This window comes from Arthrobacter sp. FW305-BF8 (genome assembly GCF_021789315.1).
In the GTDB taxonomy this organism is placed as follows: domain Bacteria; phylum Actinomycetota; class Actinomycetes; order Actinomycetales; family Micrococcaceae; genus Arthrobacter.
On sequence record NZ_CP084561.1, the window covers coordinates 3,800,755 to 3,821,140 of the forward strand.

Annotated in this window: 15 protein-coding genes and 1 pseudogene; 3 read left to right on the top strand and 13 right to left on the bottom strand. The window is 64.1% G+C overall.

Annotated elements, in window-relative coordinates; genetic code table 11:
• Window positions 1-177: 177 nt before the first annotated feature.
• The 9 genes from LFT45_RS17180 to LFT45_RS17220 all read right to left on the bottom strand — a co-directional run bounded on the left by LFT45_RS17180 (window position 178) and on the right by LFT45_RS17220 (window position 12,721).
• Entirely contained in the window at window positions 178-1,935 is a 1,758-nt protein-coding gene (locus tag LFT45_RS17180; protein WP_236804810.1) for a CAP domain-containing protein, read from the bottom strand.
• A gap of 153 nt (window positions 1,936-2,088) precedes the next feature.
• Window positions 2,089-2,250: a hypothetical protein gene (locus LFT45_RS17185; protein WP_236804811.1), complete on the bottom strand. Its 162-nt coding sequence runs from the start codon at window positions 2,248-2,250 to the stop codon at window positions 2,089-2,091.
• Between the two features lie 161 nt (window positions 2,251-2,411).
• The gene (locus LFT45_RS17190; RefSeq protein WP_236804812.1) at window positions 2,412-2,876 is read right to left on the bottom strand and encodes a hypothetical protein; all 465 of its coding nucleotides are present in this window, start codon (window positions 2,874-2,876) and stop codon (window positions 2,412-2,414) included.
• 33 nt (window positions 2,877-2,909) lie between these two features.
• The gene (locus LFT45_RS17195) at window positions 2,910-3,512 is read right to left on the bottom strand and encodes a signal peptidase I (RefSeq protein ID WP_236804813.1); all 603 of its coding nucleotides are present in this window, start codon (window positions 3,510-3,512) and stop codon (window positions 2,910-2,912) included.
• A complete protein-coding gene (locus LFT45_RS17200; protein WP_236804814.1) occupies window positions 3,502-4,110 on the bottom strand; it encodes a hypothetical protein in 609 nt (202 codons plus the stop codon). Before LFT45_RS17200 ends, LFT45_RS17195 begins: the two co-directional genes overlap by 11 nt.
• A gap of 70 nt (window positions 4,111-4,180) precedes the next feature.
• The gene (locus LFT45_RS17205) at window positions 4,181-4,732 is read right to left on the bottom strand and encodes an alternate-type signal peptide domain-containing protein (protein ID WP_236804815.1); all 552 of its coding nucleotides are present in this window, start codon (window positions 4,730-4,732) and stop codon (window positions 4,181-4,183) included.
• Between the two features lie 272 nt (window positions 4,733-5,004).
• Window positions 5,005-6,051 (bottom strand): acyltransferase family protein, encoded by a 1,047-nt coding sequence (locus LFT45_RS17210; RefSeq protein ID WP_236804816.1) that lies wholly within the window; start codon window positions 6,049-6,051, stop codon window positions 5,005-5,007.
• A 127-nt stretch (window positions 6,052-6,178) separates the two neighbouring features.
• Window positions 6,179-8,284, bottom strand: coding sequence for an acyltransferase family protein (locus LFT45_RS17215; protein WP_236804817.1), 2,106 nt, complete (start codon window positions 8,282-8,284; stop codon window positions 6,179-6,181).
• A gap of 255 nt (window positions 8,285-8,539) precedes the next feature.
• Window positions 8,540-12,721 carry an FG-GAP-like repeat-containing protein gene (locus tag LFT45_RS17220; protein WP_236804818.1) on the bottom strand — a complete coding sequence of 1,394 codons (4,182 nt, stop codon included), beginning with the start codon at window positions 12,719-12,721 and terminating at the stop codon, window positions 8,540-8,542.
• Between the two features lie 771 nt (window positions 12,722-13,492).
• Here LFT45_RS17220 and LFT45_RS17225 point away from each other — a divergent pair.
• From LFT45_RS17225 to LFT45_RS17235, 3 genes and pseudogenes are all read left to right on the top strand, one after another.
• Entirely contained in the window at window positions 13,493-13,783 is a 291-nt protein-coding gene (locus tag LFT45_RS17225) for a hypothetical protein (RefSeq protein WP_236804819.1), read from the top strand.
• 245 nt (window positions 13,784-14,028) lie between these two features.
• Window positions 14,029-15,266: pseudogene (locus tag LFT45_RS17230) on the top strand (IS110 family transposase).
• Between the two features lie 42 nt (window positions 15,267-15,308).
• Window positions 15,309-16,646: an O-antigen polymerase gene (locus tag LFT45_RS17235; protein WP_236804820.1), complete on the top strand. Its 1,338-nt coding sequence runs from the start codon at window positions 15,309-15,311 to the stop codon at window positions 16,644-16,646.
• 347 nt (window positions 16,647-16,993) lie between these two features.
• Here LFT45_RS17235 and LFT45_RS17240 read toward each other — a convergent pair whose 3' ends face one another.
• The 4 genes from LFT45_RS17240 to LFT45_RS17255 form a co-directional block, all read right to left on the bottom strand.
• Window positions 16,994-18,229, bottom strand: coding sequence for a MinD/ParA family ATP-binding protein (locus tag LFT45_RS17240; RefSeq protein ID WP_236804821.1), 1,236 nt, complete (start codon window positions 18,227-18,229; stop codon window positions 16,994-16,996).
• Window positions 18,230-18,495: 266 nt separating this feature from the next.
• Window positions 18,496-18,648, bottom strand: a complete 153-nt coding sequence (locus tag LFT45_RS17245) for a hypothetical protein (protein WP_236804822.1) — start codon at window positions 18,646-18,648, stop codon at window positions 18,496-18,498.
• A gap of 427 nt (window positions 18,649-19,075) precedes the next feature.
• Complete coding sequence (locus tag LFT45_RS17250) at window positions 19,076-19,339, bottom strand: hypothetical protein (protein WP_236804823.1); 264 nt, start codon at window positions 19,337-19,339, stop codon at window positions 19,076-19,078.
• A 94-nt stretch (window positions 19,340-19,433) separates the two neighbouring features.
• Window positions 19,434-20,249 carry an MBL fold metallo-hydrolase gene (locus LFT45_RS17255; protein WP_236804824.1) on the bottom strand — a complete coding sequence of 272 codons (816 nt, stop codon included), beginning with the start codon at window positions 20,247-20,249 and terminating at the stop codon, window positions 19,434-19,436.
• Window positions 20,250-20,386: the final 137 nt, after the last annotated feature.

The window sequence follows — 20,386 nt, forward strand, 5'->3', positions numbered from 1 at the left end:
CCGCTGGTGCCGGGACGCAGTTATGTGGCGCGGCCCCCGCCGCGTTCAGGACGAGTCTAGCGGGGGGCGGGCTTGGTGGGCATCACGTGACCGCGCCCCGCGCCGCCACCAGTCGTGATGGCGGCGCGTCAGTGGAAGGCGAGTCAGTGCAAGAGGCAGATCAGTGACTGGTGCAGGTCAGTGGCTGCCGATGAGGTACGCTCCCCAGCCGGTACCGAGCGTCCGCGGGGCAGCCCAGGCGGACGTGTTCGCCTGGTAGTACACCAACGTTCCGGCCTTGGTGCGCGCCAAAAGGCCCTGGGTCCCGGCCCCTCCTAGCCCGCGCGCCACCGTGAGGGAGGTGAAGCCCTGCCAGCTGGCTCCGATGACCGGGCGGTTCTCCGCGAGAAACGAACCTCGGCCGTTGGTGCGGTAGAGCAGCAGCTGGCTGGCCGCGTTCCGCGCCACGATGTCCGTGGCACCGTCCCGGTTCCAGTCGAGCAGGCTGATGTCCAGCTTCTGCCAGCCCGCGCTGATCTGGACGCCCGCGCTGGGCGCTTTCCCGGACGTGTTGGCGTAGTGGTAGAGCCTGCCGGTGGCCACGTGCTTGGCCACGATCGAGGGGTACTTGTCGGCAACCCGCCAAGGGCCGACGTCGATGGTGTAGTTCTGCCAGCCGCCCCCGCCGATCGCCTCCCTGGCGAAGCCGCCGCCGCGGAGGGCCCTATACAGGTGAAGTTGCCCGGCTTTGGTCTTGCCGAGGATGTCGAAGTAGCCGTCGCGGTTCCAGTCCGTCACGTGAATGTCGCTGAAGATGCCCCAGCCGGTGCCGATTCTGGTCCGGGCTGCCTTCAGGTTCCCGTAGTTCCACAGGGTGCCTGCTGAATCAATGGCGAGCACGCTGTCCTGCGACTTGATCGTGGGGGTTGCGGGCGGGGCCGCCGGCGGCGGTGTGGGGACCGCCGGAGCCGGAGTGGGGTCCGGGGTGCTCGGGCCGGCTACGGTGGCGTCGACCAGCTTCACCGTGTACGTGTGCTCGAGGGGCTTTCCGTCCCGCACCATGCCGGTGACCTTGACCGTGTAGTTCGTTTCATTGGCGCCGCTGGGCACCTGCACCTGCGGGACGTCGAAGACCACGGTGTTCGGGCCGTAGCCGTTCGCGGCGTGGTACGTGGTGGCCAACAGGTCCGTCCCGGCAGCATTCCTGACCGTGACAGCGGCTTTGGAAAAATCGACGCCGCGGGCGGAGGACAGCGACCAGCGACCCGGCGGCAGCAGCTGGGCCGGGAAGTAGCCGGCATTCGGGAAGGCGATGAAGTCTGGGTTGGCCCGCGCCGTGCTGGTTCCGCCGCCGATGACGTTGACGGCGTTGAACATGCTGGTGGTCCCGATGCCCATGGTGGTGGTGGCCGGGTTCAGGAGCCAGCGGCGGTGCCCCACGTCCGCGTTGCCGGAACCCTCGTCGTCCATGTATCCGCTGAGGACCGTGGCCATGGAGGGGATCCTGGGGTAGCTGTAGTGCAGGTTCGACGTGTTGGCACCGGCCTGGCCCTGCGCCGTGAAGCACTTCCAGTCGCTGGTGGGATAGTGGCTCAGCGTGCCTTGGGCATGCATCATCAGTGCCGCGGCCTGCGCCTTGGCGTTCTGCGCAGCGGTGAGTACGATGCTGTCCAGTCCCGCCAGGCCCCGGAAGAAGTTGATCGCCGCCGTTCCGCTGGCCAGCGAGTTCGGCGACTGGGTCCCCGCATTGCAGCCGGCCACCGACCCCGTCCAGTTGATGTCCTCCGCTTGGGAGGGCAGGTAGCGCGACTTGTATGCAGCCACCACGGCATCGCGCGACTGCGTGTTGATGGCGTTGCGCGTCTCCGCCGCCTGGGACGGTGCGGCCATTCCGCCAGAAATAATGCCCGCCGCAATCAGCACCGAGGCGAGCCGAGGCATAACCAAGTTATTCATTTGTTCCCCCCACGGGTCCCCCAACAGCAAAGTGAATTCAAACGTAACAGCGGATTTCACCCGGGCCGGAGGACTTGCGTCAATCCTTCGGCAACACTGTGGTGGCAGGTGCCGTCGCCGGGCCAGCCACCCCAAGCTGACGCTACTTGGCCATCAGCTCCCGCTCGGGCTCGCGTGTATCCGCCACGGCGCCGCCGCGCGCTCGGCCAGGCCCGCCGCGCGCTCGGCCAGGCCCTCCGGTTCGAGTTCCCGGGCTGTCCGCAGCACCAGCTCGTGGACCAGGTAGAGCGCGAATGACCAGTCGCCCAGTTTCACCATGGCAGGTGAACTGGCGAAGGTGGCGCGGCCCCCGCAGCGGTCACGGTCAGCGTAGGCCGCAATCAGGAGGGCGAAACCCGGGATGCAGAGCGGCGCCCGCCAACGGCCCAGCCGTATGCCGTGGCGCGACGCCGTCGACCACCTTGTACAGCGCTGGGTTAGGCCAGAGGTGAGATGCAGGTGACTTTGTTGCTGTTGTTGCCTTGTTCGAGTTGCACGACTGCGGTGGCGGTGGTCTCAGTCTGGTCTGAGTAGGTGGCAGTTACCCTGATAGTGAGCTGCGAAGTGGACCTGTTGGCGACGATCATCGGTGAGGTCATGGTCAACGCCACGCTGCTAACGGTGCCCAGGGTCACCGAGTCGGTATACGAGGGGCCGTAGGTTCCGTTGGTCTGGAGCGCAGAATAAGTCAGGGAGGCTGGGGCCCTCGTGCCGGTGGCGCGCAGGGTCGCAGTAGTTTTGTTGCTGTCATTGCTACAGACAAACCCCGAGAAGGCGGGTGCCGGCCACGTCGCCGCCGCGGTCACGGTCATCGTGGCTTTCGCGCTTTGTTGCCACAGGGCAGACGCAGCCGTGCCTCCGAGCCCCAGCATGACGGTGAGGACGAATACGCAGACAGCCACTGCTGCCCCTGGCAGATTCCGGAAGCGAAGCATCTATTCCACCTCGGCTGGAGTCGCACGGTTCCGTGACCGGCGGAGGGATTTAAAGACCGTGAAGGCCCCGTACCCGATCAGACCGACGGCGGCCACGATGGTCCAGGTGCCCCGGTCCGAGTTGCCCAGGGCGTTGGCCACGTAGCCCACGTACGGGACAGCGTAGAAGAGCTTGCCCTTGACTTGGATGGCACGGACTGACTCCGGATCGTTGGCGCCGTTGTTGTCGCCCTTGGTGATCAGGGTCTTTTCACCCTGCTGGGTGGCACCGAATCCAACAATGCGGTGGGTCTCCACGTCCGGACGGCCGGAGTACAGCTGAAAGGTAATGACATCGCCGTATTTCAGCTCGTCGAATGGCGCCGGCTTCATCACCATGAACGTCCCCGGCGGGAACTTCTGCACCATGGACTTGGTGAGGATAGTGTAGGTCTGCGATCCGGTTGCCACCGGGATCACAATCAGCACCACCGCTGCAAACGAGGCAATGAGCATCGCGGACATGCTGGCAATGCGTCCGACGGCGGACCACGGACCACCGCCCTTGCCCTTGCTATCCGTAGGTTCCGAAAGTTCCGGACGCGCGGTCAGGTCAGCAATCACCGGGCACCCCGCACTGACGGGCGGTGAGCGTCAGGGAGATGTTCACAGCTTGTCCTTTCACAGATGCCGGGGGGTTCGAATTAAGTGTGACCTGGAAACAGAGGACCGTGGACCCGCCCTTTGGAACGGTGGGAGATACAAGTCCGGAAACTCCCAGGACCGTGTAGCCGGTGGTGGTGCTGCAGTCTGCCGCAGAGGTGCCGCGTTTGGCGTTGACGGTGACATTGAGTGCCAGGCTTCCGTCTCCCGTACTGGTCACTGTTTCCTTAGTTGCGGTGATTACCGTATTAAAAGACCCGCCGGCGTTGGTGTTGTTGGTGACCACCACTCCCCCGTACGCCGAGTCGCCTGGCAGAAATGTGCCGGTGGGGGTGATGGCCAGGTTGGCGGAGGTACCGTTGGCCAGCGTCATGTTCGTGGTGGTCTGGCTGTTCGGCGTTGCGGTCATCTTTACATCGAACGATGCCGAGGAGACAGTTCCGGGGGTCGTTGAGGTGGTCGCGTTCCAGAGGGCGTAACTCCCCTGCACGGTCAGGAGGCCCAGGACCACTGCTGCGGCGATCAGTGCCGCGGCCTGCAGTGAGCGCCTGATGCGCATGCGTTTCCTCCTGGTCCTGGTTCCGATCGTCAGCGGGCGGGTGGCCGTTCAGCGACCCGCCGGCGCCGGACTAGGACAGCCCGTCGTTGGCGGAGTTCACCTGCGTGAGGGTGAAGCCGACCGTGTTGAACTTGTAGGTCGCCCCCACGTCAATCCGGTCAGCGGTGTTGGCGCTGAATTCAAACGTTACGGTAGCGGTGACCGTTTGGGTATTAGTCGAGGCGACGAGAGGGTTCACCACAGCCGCGGTGCCGACCTTCAGGCTCACGGGGGACACAGTGACGTTCGTGCCGGTGAAGCCGTTGTTCGGGTTGTTCACCCCGCTGGTCTCGATCTTCGCTGCCATCTTGTTGCCGTGAAGCGTCACCTTCAAATCCTGTGTGAAGGTCAGCTTGTCGCCAGGCACCACTGTGTAGTTGGCGATGTTGGCGATGGTCACGCCGTTACGGTCCGTCCACGTCCCTGCGGCGACGTTTTCGACGTTCAGGTCACCGGCAACGATCGTGCCCGGAGTGGTGGATGCCGAAGCATTCCAGTTGGCCAGGGTTCCGCCGCCGCCCAGCAACAGTGCTGCGCCAACGGCGATAGCTGCGGTTCCCTTGATCAGAGTGCTGTTCTTCATGATGTGTCCCCTCAGACTTTGGTGTGGCTTGGAAGTTGTCTTGCTGGAACAACAATGCGATGCGAGTCTCAGGAACAAAGGGTGTAAAGAATCAAGGATTGCTCAACTTATTTGAACTTCAACTGTTGGCTTGGGCGCCCCTAGACAAAGCGTTGGCGCCTTGCCCGATGCACCAGGCTGGTCAGTCAGCCGCGCCGTGACGCGGCCTTCCCATACCCCCGACTGAAACTGAGGTTTCTAGAAACCTACTTGGGTCTGGTGTCTCGGCGGCGCTACTTGGCCACCAGGCTCTTCTCTGGCTCGGGGGTATCCGCCGCTGGGCCGCGACTCGCGCCCCGGCTCCGCAGCCGGGCCTCAATGGGACGCTCGACGAACGTGTAGGCGGCGCCGGCCAACGGGATGGACAAGGCAATTCCGACGGCGGCGAGCGCGGCCCGCTGGGCGAGGTTCTCCGGGCCCAGTTCGAGTGCTGTCCGCAGCACGAGTTCGTGGACCAGGTAGAGCGCGAACGACCACTCCCCCAGTTTCACCAGGGCCGGGGCACTGACAAAGGTGGGGCGGCCCCCGCAGCGGTCCCGGTCCGCAAAGGCCGCGATCAGGAGGGCGAAGCCCGGAATGCTGAGCGCTCCCGCCAGCGGCCCGGCGGTATGCCACGGCGCGATGCCGTCCACCGCTTCGAGCAGAAGGAAGGAACCAAGGGCCGCGGCAGTTCCGACGCCCACGCCGACCCGGGGCTTCCAGCCCTTCCCCATGGCGATGGCCAGGCACACACCCACGGTGAACTCCGCAATCCTGAACGCCGGGAACGTGTAGAACAGGGCACCCCAGTCGAAGCCGGGGGCGAACGCCAGCAGGACGGACACAAGAGCAACAGCGGCCGCGAAAACCGTGGCGCCGGCGCGGAAGAGCTTCCCCGGCTCGAGGCGTGCCAGCCGCACCGCCAGGAACGGGAACACCGCATAGAAGAACGCCTCGCAGGACAGCGACCAGGACACCCCGTTGTAGGCGTAGACCCAGTGCTGCTCGCCGAGCCAGCCCTGCACCAGAAGCAGCGAGGACAGCAGCTGGGGAACTGACTGGTCACCCTGGGTGACCAAAACGAGGACGACGGCGGCCGCCGTCGTAAGCGCGTGGAGCGGCCAGATCCTGGCGAACCTGCGCCAGTAGAACTGGCGCCTGGACGTGCTTGGATTCATGGACCAGGCGAGCACAAACCCGGACAGCATGAAGAAGAACGTCACGCCGGTCTGCCCCATGGACACCAGCGGATACGCCTCCGGCACCAGCGTCACTGCCGCGTGGTACAAAACCACCAGCATGGCGGCGATGAACCGCAGTCCTGTCAGTGAATCCAGCCGGGTGCGTGAAATGCTTTCTCTCCGATGTGCGACGGCAATAAACGGACCAGTTTACCGGCCGGCCACATGTTGCCTCCAATCGGGTCCGCTAGTCCTTGCCGATCTTGGCCACGATCATGGGCCAGAACAGTTCGCTGAACTCCCGGTTCAAATGCATGGGGTCGTAGTAGACGGCCACGCCGCCGATCACGTTGTAGCACTTCTCCGCGTCACAGAAGTAGTCGGTCAGATCGACAAGAGTGACTTTGCTGTTGCCGGCGGATTGGGCCGCCAGGACGAGGGGATCCAGCGGCTGGGCCTTCCCACGCTCGACGGCGCACTTGGCCGGGGCAGCAACGTTGAGGACGCTGCAGTCAGCCGCCCGGACGCCCTCGCTGAGCGGCGGATCGGCCAGGACATCCACCTTCGCGCCCGCATCCGTCCATCGCTGCCACGTCCGGTGCAGCCCGGCAACAATCTGCTCGGTCCCGGAGGTGCCGGAACCGTCGTCGACGGCGACCTTCCGGGCAAAGGCGGAGGTGAAGACCCGCTGCGGGCGGTCCTCGGCAACGGCTGTGGTGACCCGGCGGGCCCAGTCCCTGCACTTCTGGGCAGGCTCGGCTTCGGTGTGCCCGTTGAAGCCAATGAAGTGGACGTCCGCTACAGGGCATCCCCCGGCCATCGCGGTTTTGACGATCCACCGGCGCTGCTTGGCGGCCGCGAAGACTGCTGCCTGCCAGTGCTGGGCGTGGGAGTCTCCCACCAGCCACACGACGTCGGCGTCAGTTGTCCCTTTCGAAAAATCACAGAGCAGCCCGATCCTGGCCTCCTCAGTGGACCGCTCACATTCCGGTGGAGTCTTCCAGTACTTCCTTGCTTCCGGACTTCCCGCCGCCGTGATGGGGCCGAACCTGTCCCCGCAGTCGGCGCCCGGTGCCATGGCGGCCGGGCCGCGGCACGGCTGGAGCGCAGCGGCCGCGGCGGCACGTTCGTCCTGCTCGCCCCTGAATTCTGCCGCCTGGACCTGCGTGAAGCACAGGGCTGCCAGCAGGGCCATGGCCGCAGCCATGGCACCAAAGGTGTTCCGCGTGGACGCGGTGAGGAAGACGGACTTCTGCCCGCGGTCTTCCACCAGTGCCTTCGTCACGGCAGCCAGCAGGATGGCGAGAACCAGAATGAGCACCTTGTCGAGCGGGGAAAGGGTCCGGCCCAGGGCGAACGGTGCCACCACAATGATGGGCCAGTGCCACAGGTACAGGGAGTACGAAACGTCGCCGAGGTACTGGACCGGCGTCCAGCCAAGCACTTTCCCCAAAGCAGGCCGCCGGCCAAAGCTGCCGGCGAGGATCACGAAGGCAGTACCCAGAACGGGAACCAGGGCGAGCCAGCCCGGGAAGGGGGTTTCGTGGTTATACGTCACGGCGGAGAAGGCGACCAGGGCCCATCCGGCAATACCGATTGCCTGGGCCCGCCGCGGTCCGAGCGTGCGACAGCCCAGGCCGAGAGCCACCAGGGCGCCGGCACCGAATTCCCAGACGCGTGCCGGGGTCACGAAATAGGCCTCGCTGGGCGACAGCGAGGTGATCACCACGGAGAAGACGAGGCTGGCCACCAGGGCGGCCGCAATCCCGATGAGCATCACCCGGGCGTTTGCCTTCCGGGACCGCACGGCGACCCAGAACAGCGCCAGGAGCAGCAACGGCCACGCCAGGTAGAACTGCTCCTCCACCGAGAGCGACCAGTAATGCTGGGCGAAGGTGGCCGATTCCGAGGAGGCCGAATAGTCGACGGCCTTCGCCGCCAGCGCCCAGTTCTCCGCATAGAAGGTGCTGGCCAGCATCTCGGCCGCGGAAGCCGCCCACCGGTCGTAGGGTTGCCACATCATGGCTGCGGCAGTTCCCACGGCCAGGACGGTGAAAGCCGCGGGGAGGAGCCTGCGGACACGGCGGGCATAGAAGGACCCGAGCCGGATCCTTCCCGTCGCGGTGAGTTCCTTGAGCAGGTGGGAGGTGATGAGGAATCCGGAGATCACGAAGAAAATGTCGACGCCGACGTAGCCGCCCGGCACCCAGCCCAGGTGATCGAGCACCACCAGCATCACGGCAACAGCGCGGAGGGCCTGGATATCGGCACGGAATGACCTGCGGGGCCGCAAGCCTGTTGCCGGCCGCCGCGACTCCGCCGGTGCCGAACGCACAGTGTCCGTGGTGCTCATGGTGTCCTTAGTGTCATCGCCATCGGGCTGTGGGACAGCAGCCGTTTTTGCAGAGCGTAACGCAGGTAGCACGCGGGTTGCCCGCCTGTTCAGCGAGTTGCCGCCCCCCACACGCGCTCTCATTTTGGCATGCCTAAAACCAATTTTTCGAACAGGGCAGGGAACCTCGACGTGCCCTCTAGGGCCGGCAGAAAGTACAACGGCCGCCGCACGAGGATTCGTGCGGCGGCCGTTCAGCTCAGCAAGGCGGAGGTGTCAGTTCCAGCCGGCGCCCATGGAGGTCCGGCCCAGCCAGTTTCCAGCACCGTTGCCCCTGTACAGCCAGAGCACGCCGGCAGCATCTATGGCCAGGGCATCTGTCCTGCCGTCGCCGTTGAAGTCGCCGCGGCCCGCGATGCTGCCCATCGCATTCCAGCCCGCACCGGTGCTGGTCCGGGAGGCGAAACCGCCCCGCCCGTTGCCACGGTAGACCCACAGGATTCCGCTCGCGTCGCGGGCCAGGATGTCAGCCTTGCGGTCACCGGTCAGGTCGCCGGGACCGACGACGGCGGTCATCGCGTTCCAGCCTCCGCCCACCCGGATCCTGGCCAGCCAGCCGCCACGCCCGTTCCCCGGGTAAGCCCACAACGTGCCAGCCGTGTCCCGGGCCAGCACATCGGACTTCCCGTCACCGTTCACATCACCCGGCCCGATGATGGAGTTCATGACGTTCCAGCCAGCGCCCACGCGGATGCGGGCCAGCCAGCCGCCGCGCCCGTTGCCCGGGTACACCCACAGCGTCCCGGCAGAGTCGCGGGCCAGCACATCGGCCCTGCGGTCCCCGTTCAGGTCGCCTGCTCCGACGAGCGAGTTCATGACGTTCCAGCCGCCGCCGACCTTTGTGCGTGCGAGCCATCCCCCGCGCCCATTACCCGGATACAGCCACAAAGTTCCCCCACTGTCGCGGGCGAGCAGGTCAGCCTTCCCGTCACTGTTCAGGTCACCAGCAGGAACCACCAAGGACATACGGAACACGGCCTTGAACGTCGCGGACCAGGATGCAACCGCCCCGGCCTTGAGCACGTAATCCGCCCTGGCCTTCGCAGTGATACTGACCGTTCCTGCCCCGGCATAGGTCCCGGCAGCAACCGCCTTACCACCGACCAAATACTCAACACCCTCACTCGCAGGGATCGTGTAGGTGTCCTGCGGGGTGCCGTCCTTGTCCGTGAATATTACGGCAGCCGGTGTCACTTCGAACGGGCCCGCCTTGAACGTCGCCGTCCACTCAGTGACCGCACCCGCCTTCAGGACGTAATCCGCTTTCGCCCGCGCCGTCACCGTCACCGAACCCGTACCTGGACGGGTCCCCGCCTCGACGACCTTGTCCCCGAGCAGGTACTCCACGCCCTCAGTCTCGGGAACGGTGTAAGTGTCCTCCGCGGCGCCGTCCTTGTCCGTGAATATAACGGCAGCCGGTGTCACTTCGAACGGGGTTGCCTTGAACGTCGCCGTCCACTCAGTGACCGCACCGGCCTTCAGCACGTAGTCCGTCTTCGCCCGCGCAACCACGGTCACCGTCCCGCTACCCGGGTGGGCGCCGGCCTCGACGACCTTGTCCCCGACCAGGTACTCCACACCCTCAGACACCGGAACCGTGTACGTGTCCTCCGCGGTGCCGTCCTTATCCGTGAACACCACCCCAGCTGGAACCACCTCAAACGGGGTCGCCTTGAACGTCGCAGACCACTCCGTCACAGCACCGGCCTTCAGGACATAATCGGCCTTCGCCCGGGCAGTCACCGTTACAGTGCCGACGCCCGGGTACGTGCCCGCCTCGACAACCTTGCCCCCGACCAGATACTCCACACCATCAACCGCAGGGACCGCGTACGTGTCCGCGGCGGTACCGTCCTTATCCGTGAACACCACCGCAGCCGGGACCACCTCAAACGGGGTCACCTTGAACGTGACGGTCCACTCCGTCACAGCACCGGCCTTCAGGACATAATCGGCCTTCGCCCGGGCAGTCACCGTTACAGTACCGACGCCCGGGTACGTGCCCGCCTCGACAACCTTGCCCCCGACCAGATACTCCACACCATCAACCGCAGGGACCGCGTACGTGTCCGCGGCGGTACCGTCCTTATCCGTGAACACCACCGCAGCCGGGACCACCTCAAACGGGGTCACCTTGAACGTGACGGTCCACTCCGTCACAGCACCGGCCTTCAGGACATAATCCGTCTTCGCCCGCGCCGTCACGGTCACCGTCCCGGAACCCGGATAGGTCCCGGCCTCGACAACCTTGCCCCCGACCAGATACTCCACACCATCAACCGCAGGGACCGCGTACGTGTCCGCGGCGGTACCGTCCTTATCCGTGAACACCACCGCAGCCGGGACCACCTCAAACGGGGTCACCTTGAACGTGACGGTCCACTCCGTCACAGCACCGGCCTTCAGGACATAATCCGTCTTCGCCCGCGCCGTCACGGTCACCGTCCCGGAACCCGGATAGGTCCCGGCCTCGACAACCTTGCCCCCGACCAGATACTCCACACCATCAACCGCAGGGACCGCGTACGTGTCCGCGGCGGTACCGTCCTTATCCGTGAACACCACCGCAGCCGGGACCACCTCAAACGGGGTCGCCTTGAACGTCGCGGACCACTCCGTCACAGCACCGGCCTTCAGGACATAATCCGTCTTCGCCCGTGCCGTCACGGTCACCGTCCCGGAACCCGGATAGGTCCCGGCCTCGACAACCTTGCCCCCGACCAGATACTCCACACCATCAACCGCAGGGACCACGTACGTGTCCGCGGCGGTACCGTCCTTATCCGTGAACACCACCGCAGCCGGGACCACCTCAAACGGGGTCGCCTTGAACGTCGCGGACCACTCCGTCACAGCACCGGCCTTCAGGACATAATCCGTCTTCGCCCGCGCCGTCACGGTCACCGTCCCGCTACCCGGGTGGGCGCCGGCCTCGACGACCTTGTCCCCGACCAGGTACTCCACACCCTCAGACACCGGAACCGTGTACGTGTCCTCCGCGGTGCCGTCCTTATCCGTGAACACCACCGCAGCCGGCGTTACCTCAAACGGGGTCGCCTTGAACGTCGCGGACCACTCAGTGACCGCACCGACCTTCAGGACATAATCCGTCTTCGCCCGCACCGTCACCGTGACCGTCCCGGAGCCCGGATACGTCCCGGCCTCGACGACCTTGTCCCCGACGAGATACTCCACACCATCCGTGGACGGAACCGTGTACGTGTCCTCCGCAGTGCCATCCTCGTCGACAAATTCCGCCGAAGCCGGCGTTACTTGGAAAGGGACTAGTGGAGATAGGTGGCTGGTGATTTGTTGGTAGTCGAACTCAGCAGCCACCGGCGAAGAGATTCCGTAGGGCCATGTATCAGCATGACCGTCCACGCCGTAGCTCGAACTGGCGTAACCGTTGCCCGCACCAAAAGTCCTCAGAACCAAATCCCCGGCCGCCAACCGCGTCTCATCCACCGCAAGCGTGGCAGTGCCGGAATAGGCGCTGGTGCCGCTGGCAGCATCCCAACGGACCTGATCAGAGGCGCCATAACGATCCACAACGTTGAAGATCACATTCGTCGCCGGACTACCCGTGACCTCCCAGTCAATCCGCACCTGATCCCCGTGCCGCACAACATCCGGCGACGAACGATGAATGCTCACCAACGACGGCGGAACAGAAATATCACGTTCACTTTCCAGGGCACTCGTGATTTGTTGGTAGTCGAACTCAGCAGCCACCGGCGAAGAGATTCCGTAGGGCCATGTATCAGCATGACCGTCCACGCCGTAGCTCGAACTGGCGTAACCGTTGCCCGCACCAAAAGTCCTCAGAACCAAATCCCCGGCCGCCAACCGCGTCTCATCCACCGCAAGCGTGGCAGTGCCGGAATAGGCGCTGGTGCCGCTGGCAGCATCCCAACGGACCTGATCAGAGGCGCCATAACGATCCACAACGTTGAAGATCACATTCGTCGCCGGACTACCCGTGACCTCCCAGTCAATCCGCACCTGATCCCCGTGCCGCACAACATCCGGCGACGAACGATGAATGCTCACCAACGACGGCGGAACAGAAATATCACGTTCACTTTCCAGGGCACTCGTGATTTGTTGGTAGTCGAACTCAGCAGCCACCGGCGAAGAGATTCCGTAGGGCCATGTATCAGCATGACCGTCCACGCCGTAGCTCGAACTGGCGTAACCGTTGCCCGCACCAAAAGTCCTCAGAACCAAATCCCCGGCCGCCAACCGCGTCTCATCCACCGCAAGCGTGGCAGTGCCGGAATAGGCGCTGGTGCCGCTGGCAGCATCCCAACGGACCTGATCAGAGGCGCCATAACGATCCACAACGTTGAAGATCACATTCGTCGCCGGACTACCCGTGACCTCCCAGTCAATCCGCACCTGATCCCCGTGCCGCACAACATCCGGCGACGAACGATGAATGCTCACCAACGACGGCGGAACAGAAATATCACGTTCGGCTGCCTGTGACGGGAGCGCGCCGCTGGTCGCAAAGAAAAGCGTGATAGCAACAAATGCTAGCCACCGAGCGGCAGATTGCAGCAGCGCCATATGGTCCTCAAGTATCAAGATTTCATTCACGCAAACGCGTGTCAGGGAGTGAGCTTACGGCATTCTCGGAAGCCCCTATTGCGCTAGCTGACCGAACGACACACCACTCGCTGTGGCAGCTCGGTTGAAACAGATCGTGAAGGCACAACTCGCTACCAGTGCAGCCTAGCCAGGTACAAAGCCAGGCGGTTACTGGGCCTGACCGGCCAACAGCAATTTCTGCCCCGTAGGCGGCCAGCGGCTGGACGCCTACGGCAACTGCACGAACCGCACGCTGAAAGCCACTAGCCCTTCACGTTGATCCATCATTAGCATCCCGTTCAGCTTCTGACCAGGTGGCCCGGGGCGTGGCAGCTATCGGATGAGTATGCTGACTACTCGGACACGGCTGCAAGGAGCCCAACGGCCCCCATATAGCCCGTTGGAATCCTTGCGCCTACTGAGAGGCTACCCAGTCCGCCCCGGCGCGGTCAGCACAGTAAACGGCCGACGGCGGAATTTGCGAGCGGAAGTGGGGACACGGGGTGCTTTGTGACAGCCGCCGGCAAATGATTGAACGCCCGCGACGGAAAGCGTTGCTCAGCCAAACAGGTGGCACAATTGCGGCAGAATTGGCGCGTCAAGCTGCGCCGCATCGCCGCCGGGGAAACCATTGACAGCCAGGAGCTCGCCTTCGCCATTGAGGTGGACACGGAGTTCATCGTAGCGAACCTGTTCGAGCGCGAATTCGTGGCGCTCTACGCCGACGGCCCGGACAGTACCAGGTGGCCCGCCGCATGGGGGTGGCCGAAAGAACCGTCAAGAAGAACATCGACAGAGTCCGGGAGAAGTACGAGGCCGCGGGCCGCCTCGCCGCTACGAAAATCGACCGTTACCACAGAGCGGTCGTAGACGGCATCCTGCCCCCTTACATTTATTCGGTCCCCGAAGGCCGAGGATTTGGTCGCTGGACCTGGTATGACTTTCTTGCCCCTGTCACTGATGATCCGGGGAGTGTTGTCGCCAGGTTCGGAGACACGCGTTGACTGCTGATAGGGACACGGCCGGCTCCTTTCGTGGGGCGAGGTCTCTTTGTAACGTGGGTGCCAGCATCGGGTGTCGTGACTGCGGCCATTAGTGGTGCAAAGGAGCGCCGGATGGACGAAGGGTACGAGGTCTACTGCGGTCTTGATGTCGGCAAGTCTGAGCACCACGCCGCGGCGTTGAACGCGGCCGGCGAACGGGTCTTCGACAAGCCGTCGCCGCAGGACGAAGTGCGGCTGCGCGAGCTTTTCACCGGCCTGCAGCGGCACGGCCGGGTGCTGGTGATCGTGGACCAGCCCAACACCATCGGCGCTCTTCCGATAGCGGTGGCCCGGGACTGCGGCTGCACCGTTGCCTACCTGCCCGGCCTGGCGATGCGCGCTGACCTGTACCCGGGAAAGTCCAAGACGGACGCGCGGGATGCGTTCATCATCGCCGAGACGGCACGGGCAATGCCTCACACGTTACGGCCGTCAACCGGGGCAGCGAGGTGCTCGCGGCACTGAAGGTGCTCTCCGGATTCGACGCGGACCTGACCCATGAATGCACCAGGGCGATCAACCGAGTGCGGTCCCTGCTGCTGCAGATTTTCCCCGCCCTGGAGCGCGTCTTCCCCGGAACAGTGCTGACCCGGCCCCTGGTCCTGGAGCTGTTCATCAAATACGCCGGACCGACCGGCCTGCGGGCCGCAAGGCGATCCAATGTGTGGCGCTGGGCCCGGAACCACACCCGGAAAGACCCGGTGAACCTGGTCGACGCGTTCTTCACGGCACTGGGCGAGCAGACCGTCACCGTGATCGGCACCGAAGCCGTCGAAGTGGTCATCCCCCGCGTCGCCGCCCAGATCAAGGAACTCAAACACCAGCGAGCCATCGTGGCCGCAGAAGTCGAAAAGCTCCTCGATGACTTCCCTCTTTCCCAGGTCTTGATGTCCATGCCGGGAGTCGGCATCAAGACTGCAGCGACTATACTCCTGACCATCGGCGATGCTGGCACCTTCACCTCTCCCGGGCACCTCGCCGCCTACGCAGGCATCGCCCCTGTCACACGCCGCTCCGGGACCTCGATACGCGCTGAATTCCCCGTACGATCAGGGAACAAACAGCTCAAGAACGCCCTCTTCAGATCCGCCTGGATCGCCTGCTGCCACCACCCCGCCTCGAAGGCCTACTACCAAAAGAAACGGGCACAGGGAAAGAAGCACAACGCCGCCGTCATCTGCCTGGCCCGGCGCAGCTGCGACGTCATCCACTCCATGCTCAAACACGGCACCTTCTACGAGGAAAGCCCGCCATGGCCGCTTGACCCACAGCGTAGGGACGCCCCCCGAGTTCCCAAAGTGTGTGGCTGATATTCTGGCCCTACGGTCACGCACTCTTGGGGGAACAAATCAATGCTCGAAATCGTCTGCGCCTTGGTTGTGTGCACAGTAACCGTCGGCATTGCCCGTAGATGCGGCATCTGGACGCTGCCCTCGTTCGCAGCGATCCTGTTCGCTGTCGGGTACTCCGTGCGGCTCGTGCTGCTTGAACAGTCCGGACAAGACGTCATCTTCGACGCTTTCACGGTTCAGGACTCCGAGTTCACAGAGATGGCAGGATACGGGATGCTTGCGTTCTTCGCGATGTGCACAGGGATGGTTATCGTTTCCCTTGCTTGGAAGAAATACGCAGCTTCGCGGCCAGCCGCGGTGCAGCCAGGCACGTACCGTCCTGGCGGGCTGCTGGCCGCGTACCTTGCGGGCGCCACGGTGCAGGCATACCTGCTCAGCTCATCCTTCGGCGGCTTAGGGGCTGCAATCACTGCCCTGTCTAAGCGCGTCTTCGTCGGAGAGTCCTTCGCGTTGGCCGCGAACCTCACCCCCATACTTTTCCCGTTGTTGCTCATGGGCATCATCCAGGCGAAACGCCAAGGCTCCCAGAAGCTGCACGCGCTCGCTCTCGCTGTGTTCGTCATTTCATTGCCGTGGATGGCAATCGTGAACGGCCGCGCCACCGTCATTGTCGCCATCTGGGCATTGGCACTCGCCTACTTCCTCGCCTTCCGAAAGAAGACCAAGGCATTCGCATTGCTCGTGGTCGCCGGGGCCGCCCTCGCCACTTCCGTCCTCGGGCTGGCTTGGCGCGCAAGTAGCCAGACCGGACGTCCGTTCGTGGCTGAAATTAGCCGTTACATGGGCAACTCGATCTACATCTCTAGTGAGTCCATCCCCCTTTTCGACCACGCACGAGTGGGCATGGAGTACGCCAGCGTCTACGGGAGCAGCGCCGAAACGTCCGTCCTCAACGCCTTCTCCGTCCTCATCCCTCGCAGCATATGGGCTGACAAGCCCGAGTTCCTACCGCAGATTCTGGGCGAACGCCTTAAGTACACGGAGCTGTCAGGACTGCCGGCTGGGTTGCTCGGAGAGGGCTTCATTACTGGTGGCTGGCTAGGCGCGGTGGCGTTCGCGCTGATCTTTGGACTATTCATCGGCTTAACCAACCGCTACCTCATCCGCTCCATGGTGCTAACGCCGCTGGCGGCGTGGGGCGTGTTCATGGCCGTCAACACGGCGCTTGTGGGGCTCCGTACCGGGGCACAGGGAGGCCTGACAACGCTTCAGATTTCGCTCGTGGCGCTGCCGCTTGTCATGGCGATTGGCTGGGCCACGAAAGTGCATGAGAAGAAGGCTTCGGTCCAGCGGGCGCCCGGCAGTGCTCTCGCCCGACCGAGGCGAGTTACTTCTTGATATACCGGAAGTAAGCGAGCCCCCTATGCCCAAGACCGACCACCAGTTGCGAGACGGCGACGTGCTTATCCGTGACAGACCATCCATGTCACGGTTCATGACCAGCCCCGGACAGAAACTAGACCCGCGATGAAAAGCTCGGCGGCCTTGCCGTAGCGGCTTCGATTGTTCTCGGCGTCACCGCGCTGACCGGTGTTCGGACGGATCCCACGCCCCAGTTGTAGGGGTCGGATAAATCCAGGTATGGGCGTACGACCGCCGGACAACGAGCCGCGGGATTCGACTTTTCGACGCTGATCGGTCAAGGTCCAGTTAGATGCCCGTTGGTAGCTACGATGGACTCGGCCCTACCGATACCCGTCCACGATCGCAGCAGCGATTTCCTTGTACGCCCGCCGGGTCTCCGGCTTCAGATGGTCCAGGGTCACCAAGTCACCGTCGGCCACTCCCCTGTCGTGCGGCACCGCGATGAGCTCGCGGCACATCCCGGCCAGGTGCTCCTCAATGGCGTCCTTGTCCACACGGTTGGAGACCTCGTCTTTGTCCGTGATCACCACGATGGCGTTGCGGGCCAGATCCTGGTAGCCGTGACCGGCGAGCCACTGCAGTGTGCTGCGTGCGCGCTTGGCGCCGCTCACTGCGTAACCGGCGGCGATGATCAGGTTGTCCGCGGATTGCAGAATCCCACTCATCGCGTTGTGCGTCACTCCGGTGCCGCAGTCGGTCAGCGCCACGGAGTAGTAGCTGGAGATGAGCTTGCGGATGCGCAGGTATTCCTCGGCGGTGAGTGAATCGGACACCTCGGGGTCCTGCTCCCCGGCGATGAGGTGCAGCCGGCCGGAGTGGTGCATGTAGCGGGAGAGCTCAGTGAGCGAGTCGACGGAGTCGATGTTCCGGAGTAGATCTGTAATCGTCCGCGGGGTGGCCTTCTGGTAGATGCCTTCCCCCAACGCGCGCTCCACGAGGTCGCCGGAGTCGGGGTTCGCGTCGATGGCGCATGGCGGGTCGCCACGGAACTCTGCAAGGGTGAGGCCGACCCCAACGGTGGTGGACGTCTTGCCGATCCCGCCCTTCAGACTGAGCACTGCGGTGTTATAGCTGCCCTGCAGCTGGCGCGAGATCCGGCGGGCCACCTCATCTTCCTCGCGTTCCAGAGCGCTAGGGCCCAGGTTCCAGGCGCCGCCGGTCGCCCGGTACAGGAAGCCCCGGAAGCCCTTCTTCGGGCGCGGCTTCTGCTCGCGGACAAACGACGTCGGCAATGCGGTGGCGTCCGCAACCGGCACCTCAGGCTCCGGAAGGCTTTCCGGTACCTTCGGCGGCGCTCCCGCAGGCTGGCGGGCCGGCGTCGGCGGAGCCGTCGGGGCGGGAGGGGTGTCGGAGAGGGCGTCGGCTGCCGCGGCAGCTTCCGCCCATGAGGAACTGCGGACAGGACGGGGTGGTGCGGTGGGCTCAGGTGTCACGGCGGGAAAGGTTCCTGTCCAGGCGTCGGAGCCGTCGTCATTGCGGCGGCGGAAGCGGCGGCGGAGCTCGGGCTGCTCGTCGGGGCTGGCCTCGGCTAATCGGTTGTCCGCTGGCTTGGGCATGGTCGTTCCCCCCGGGCTCGCAGCGGCGTCCCGCTGCAGTGGTCGATTGGTCTCGTTCAAATAGCCATTCTAGGCGCTGGCAAAGTACCTATTGATCAGCGACCTAGCTAGGGCGTTCGTCGCGGCGCCAAAAGACACGGTTTCTCAGCTGTGAATGAGGGCTGCCACAACAACAGCGGCAGTGATCGTTAGCAGAATGCCCAGCGCCACGTAGCCCCACCATTTGGGTCGACTGCGGTGCGGGTTGATGTCGACGTACGGCACAGCTATTTCAGCCCACCCGGAACGGAAGAGGCTGCCGCCGGGGCAACGGCAACGGCCCTGCGCTTGAGCCGGAGCATCCAGTAGAGCCCGGCGAACGGAATCAACAGGCTGCCGAGCAAGCCGGACAGCGCGAGAACGAAATCGGTGACAGCCACGGTTGAGACCTCCGTAAGCGGCAGCTCCTTCGACACAACCAGAGCGACCATGCTCAGGGTGCGACAAAGGGGCTGGGAATGGACCCCCCATTTTTGGGTCGTTCGCCAGCCTACTTAGCACTTAAGGGCGCTGTCCAATTGGACACGCCCATTGGTGCAACCACTGTTCATCTATTGCGCTTCATGCCTCTGCCCCTAGCGCCGGAGGGCCAGCGTCACCACCACCGCAGTCGCCACTGCCAGAACCGCCGGCCCGACGAATGACAGTGCGCGAAGCTGACGGCGGCGTACTTCGCGCCGCGATTCCCGACCGTATCGGCCTCCCCCACGGAATCCCATGGCGGAGACGCTACGGACGGAAACTCAAGGAAAGCGCAAGCAAACATCAAGGTTTGATCAAGATGTAGCGCTTCCCACCTAGATGGGCCTAGATGCCGTCGCCGTGACCAGTGGCGGCGCCGTGGCGGTGCACCGTCCGCCGCAGCCGCTGCGGGTACCCGCCATGCCTTGCGTGTCGGCCGGGAAGCGGCGACAGCGGCTCCACGGGCAAACCCCCAACGGCAGCCCTGGCACGCTCTTCCACGCCCGGCATGTCCTGCCGGTCGAGCCAGGAACGCTCGGGGAACGGGTCATCAGCCACGATGTGTGTATCAATGAAGCGGCGGATGACCGCCCTGATTCCAGTATTCATGACCCAAACCTAGAGTGGCACAGGTCACACCCACAGCGTAGTCAATACCTGTGTTTCCCTGCGTCCGATACCCGGACTGCGGCGAGTACTTGGTTCAGTGCTGTGAGCGGGTCTCCTGCAGACGCTTAATGAACCAGCGCGACTGCTCGGGCCCGTACGGCAGCACCGGGATGGCTTTGGTGGCATCAGCCGGCGTGTCGCGGATGGACTGCCGGGCCTGACGCACAGCGGTGGTCATCGTGTCGGCCATCGTCTTGACGAACCGGTCGCTGCAGGGATCGCCGTGCCCCGGGATTAGGAATTCGTAGCGGTGCCGGAGAGCCGAGAGGTGCCGGAGCGCGTCGGCCCACTCCTCCGGGTACGAATCTTCGAAGGACGGATGGGAGCCCTGCTCCACGAGATCACCGGCAAACAGCGTGGTGGTGGTTCCAACCAAGAGGTCACCGTCGGTATGCCCGCGGCCCAAATAGAACAGCGTGACAGTCTGCCCCCCGAGGTCCACGAGCACGGGCTGGTCACGGACGATTGCGTTGGGGACCACGATCTCCACGTTATCGCCGTCGCCGGCAGCCATTTCAGGTTCGGTCTCCGTGACCTCACTGCGCTGTGCGTCGCCCTCCTCACGGATTTCCTCGGCGCAGTTCTCGTGCGCCCAGAACTCTTCGACGCCGGCCTCCGTGAAGACCGCGTTGCCGAAGAAGTGGTCGTAGTGTGCGTGGGTGTTCACCACCACAAGCGGCAGCGGGGTCTTCTCCCGCACGGCGTCCAGGATTTCCTTGCCTTGCCTCGGTCCGCATCCAGTGTCGATCACCATGGCCCGTTCGGTTCCTACGATCAGACCGGTGTTGAGCTTTGAACCTTCAGTCACCAGCACATAGTTGTCCGCGCCGACGTCGAGCCATCGTGACATTGTTTCTCCATAAACCTGGGGAGTATCTGCGATCTTCTGGCCTCGATTGTACTCATCTAGCTTGGGATTATCAGGGGAGCACTATAGCGCCAGACCAGCGGGAACCCAGCGCCTAGCCGCAATTCACTCATTCGAAA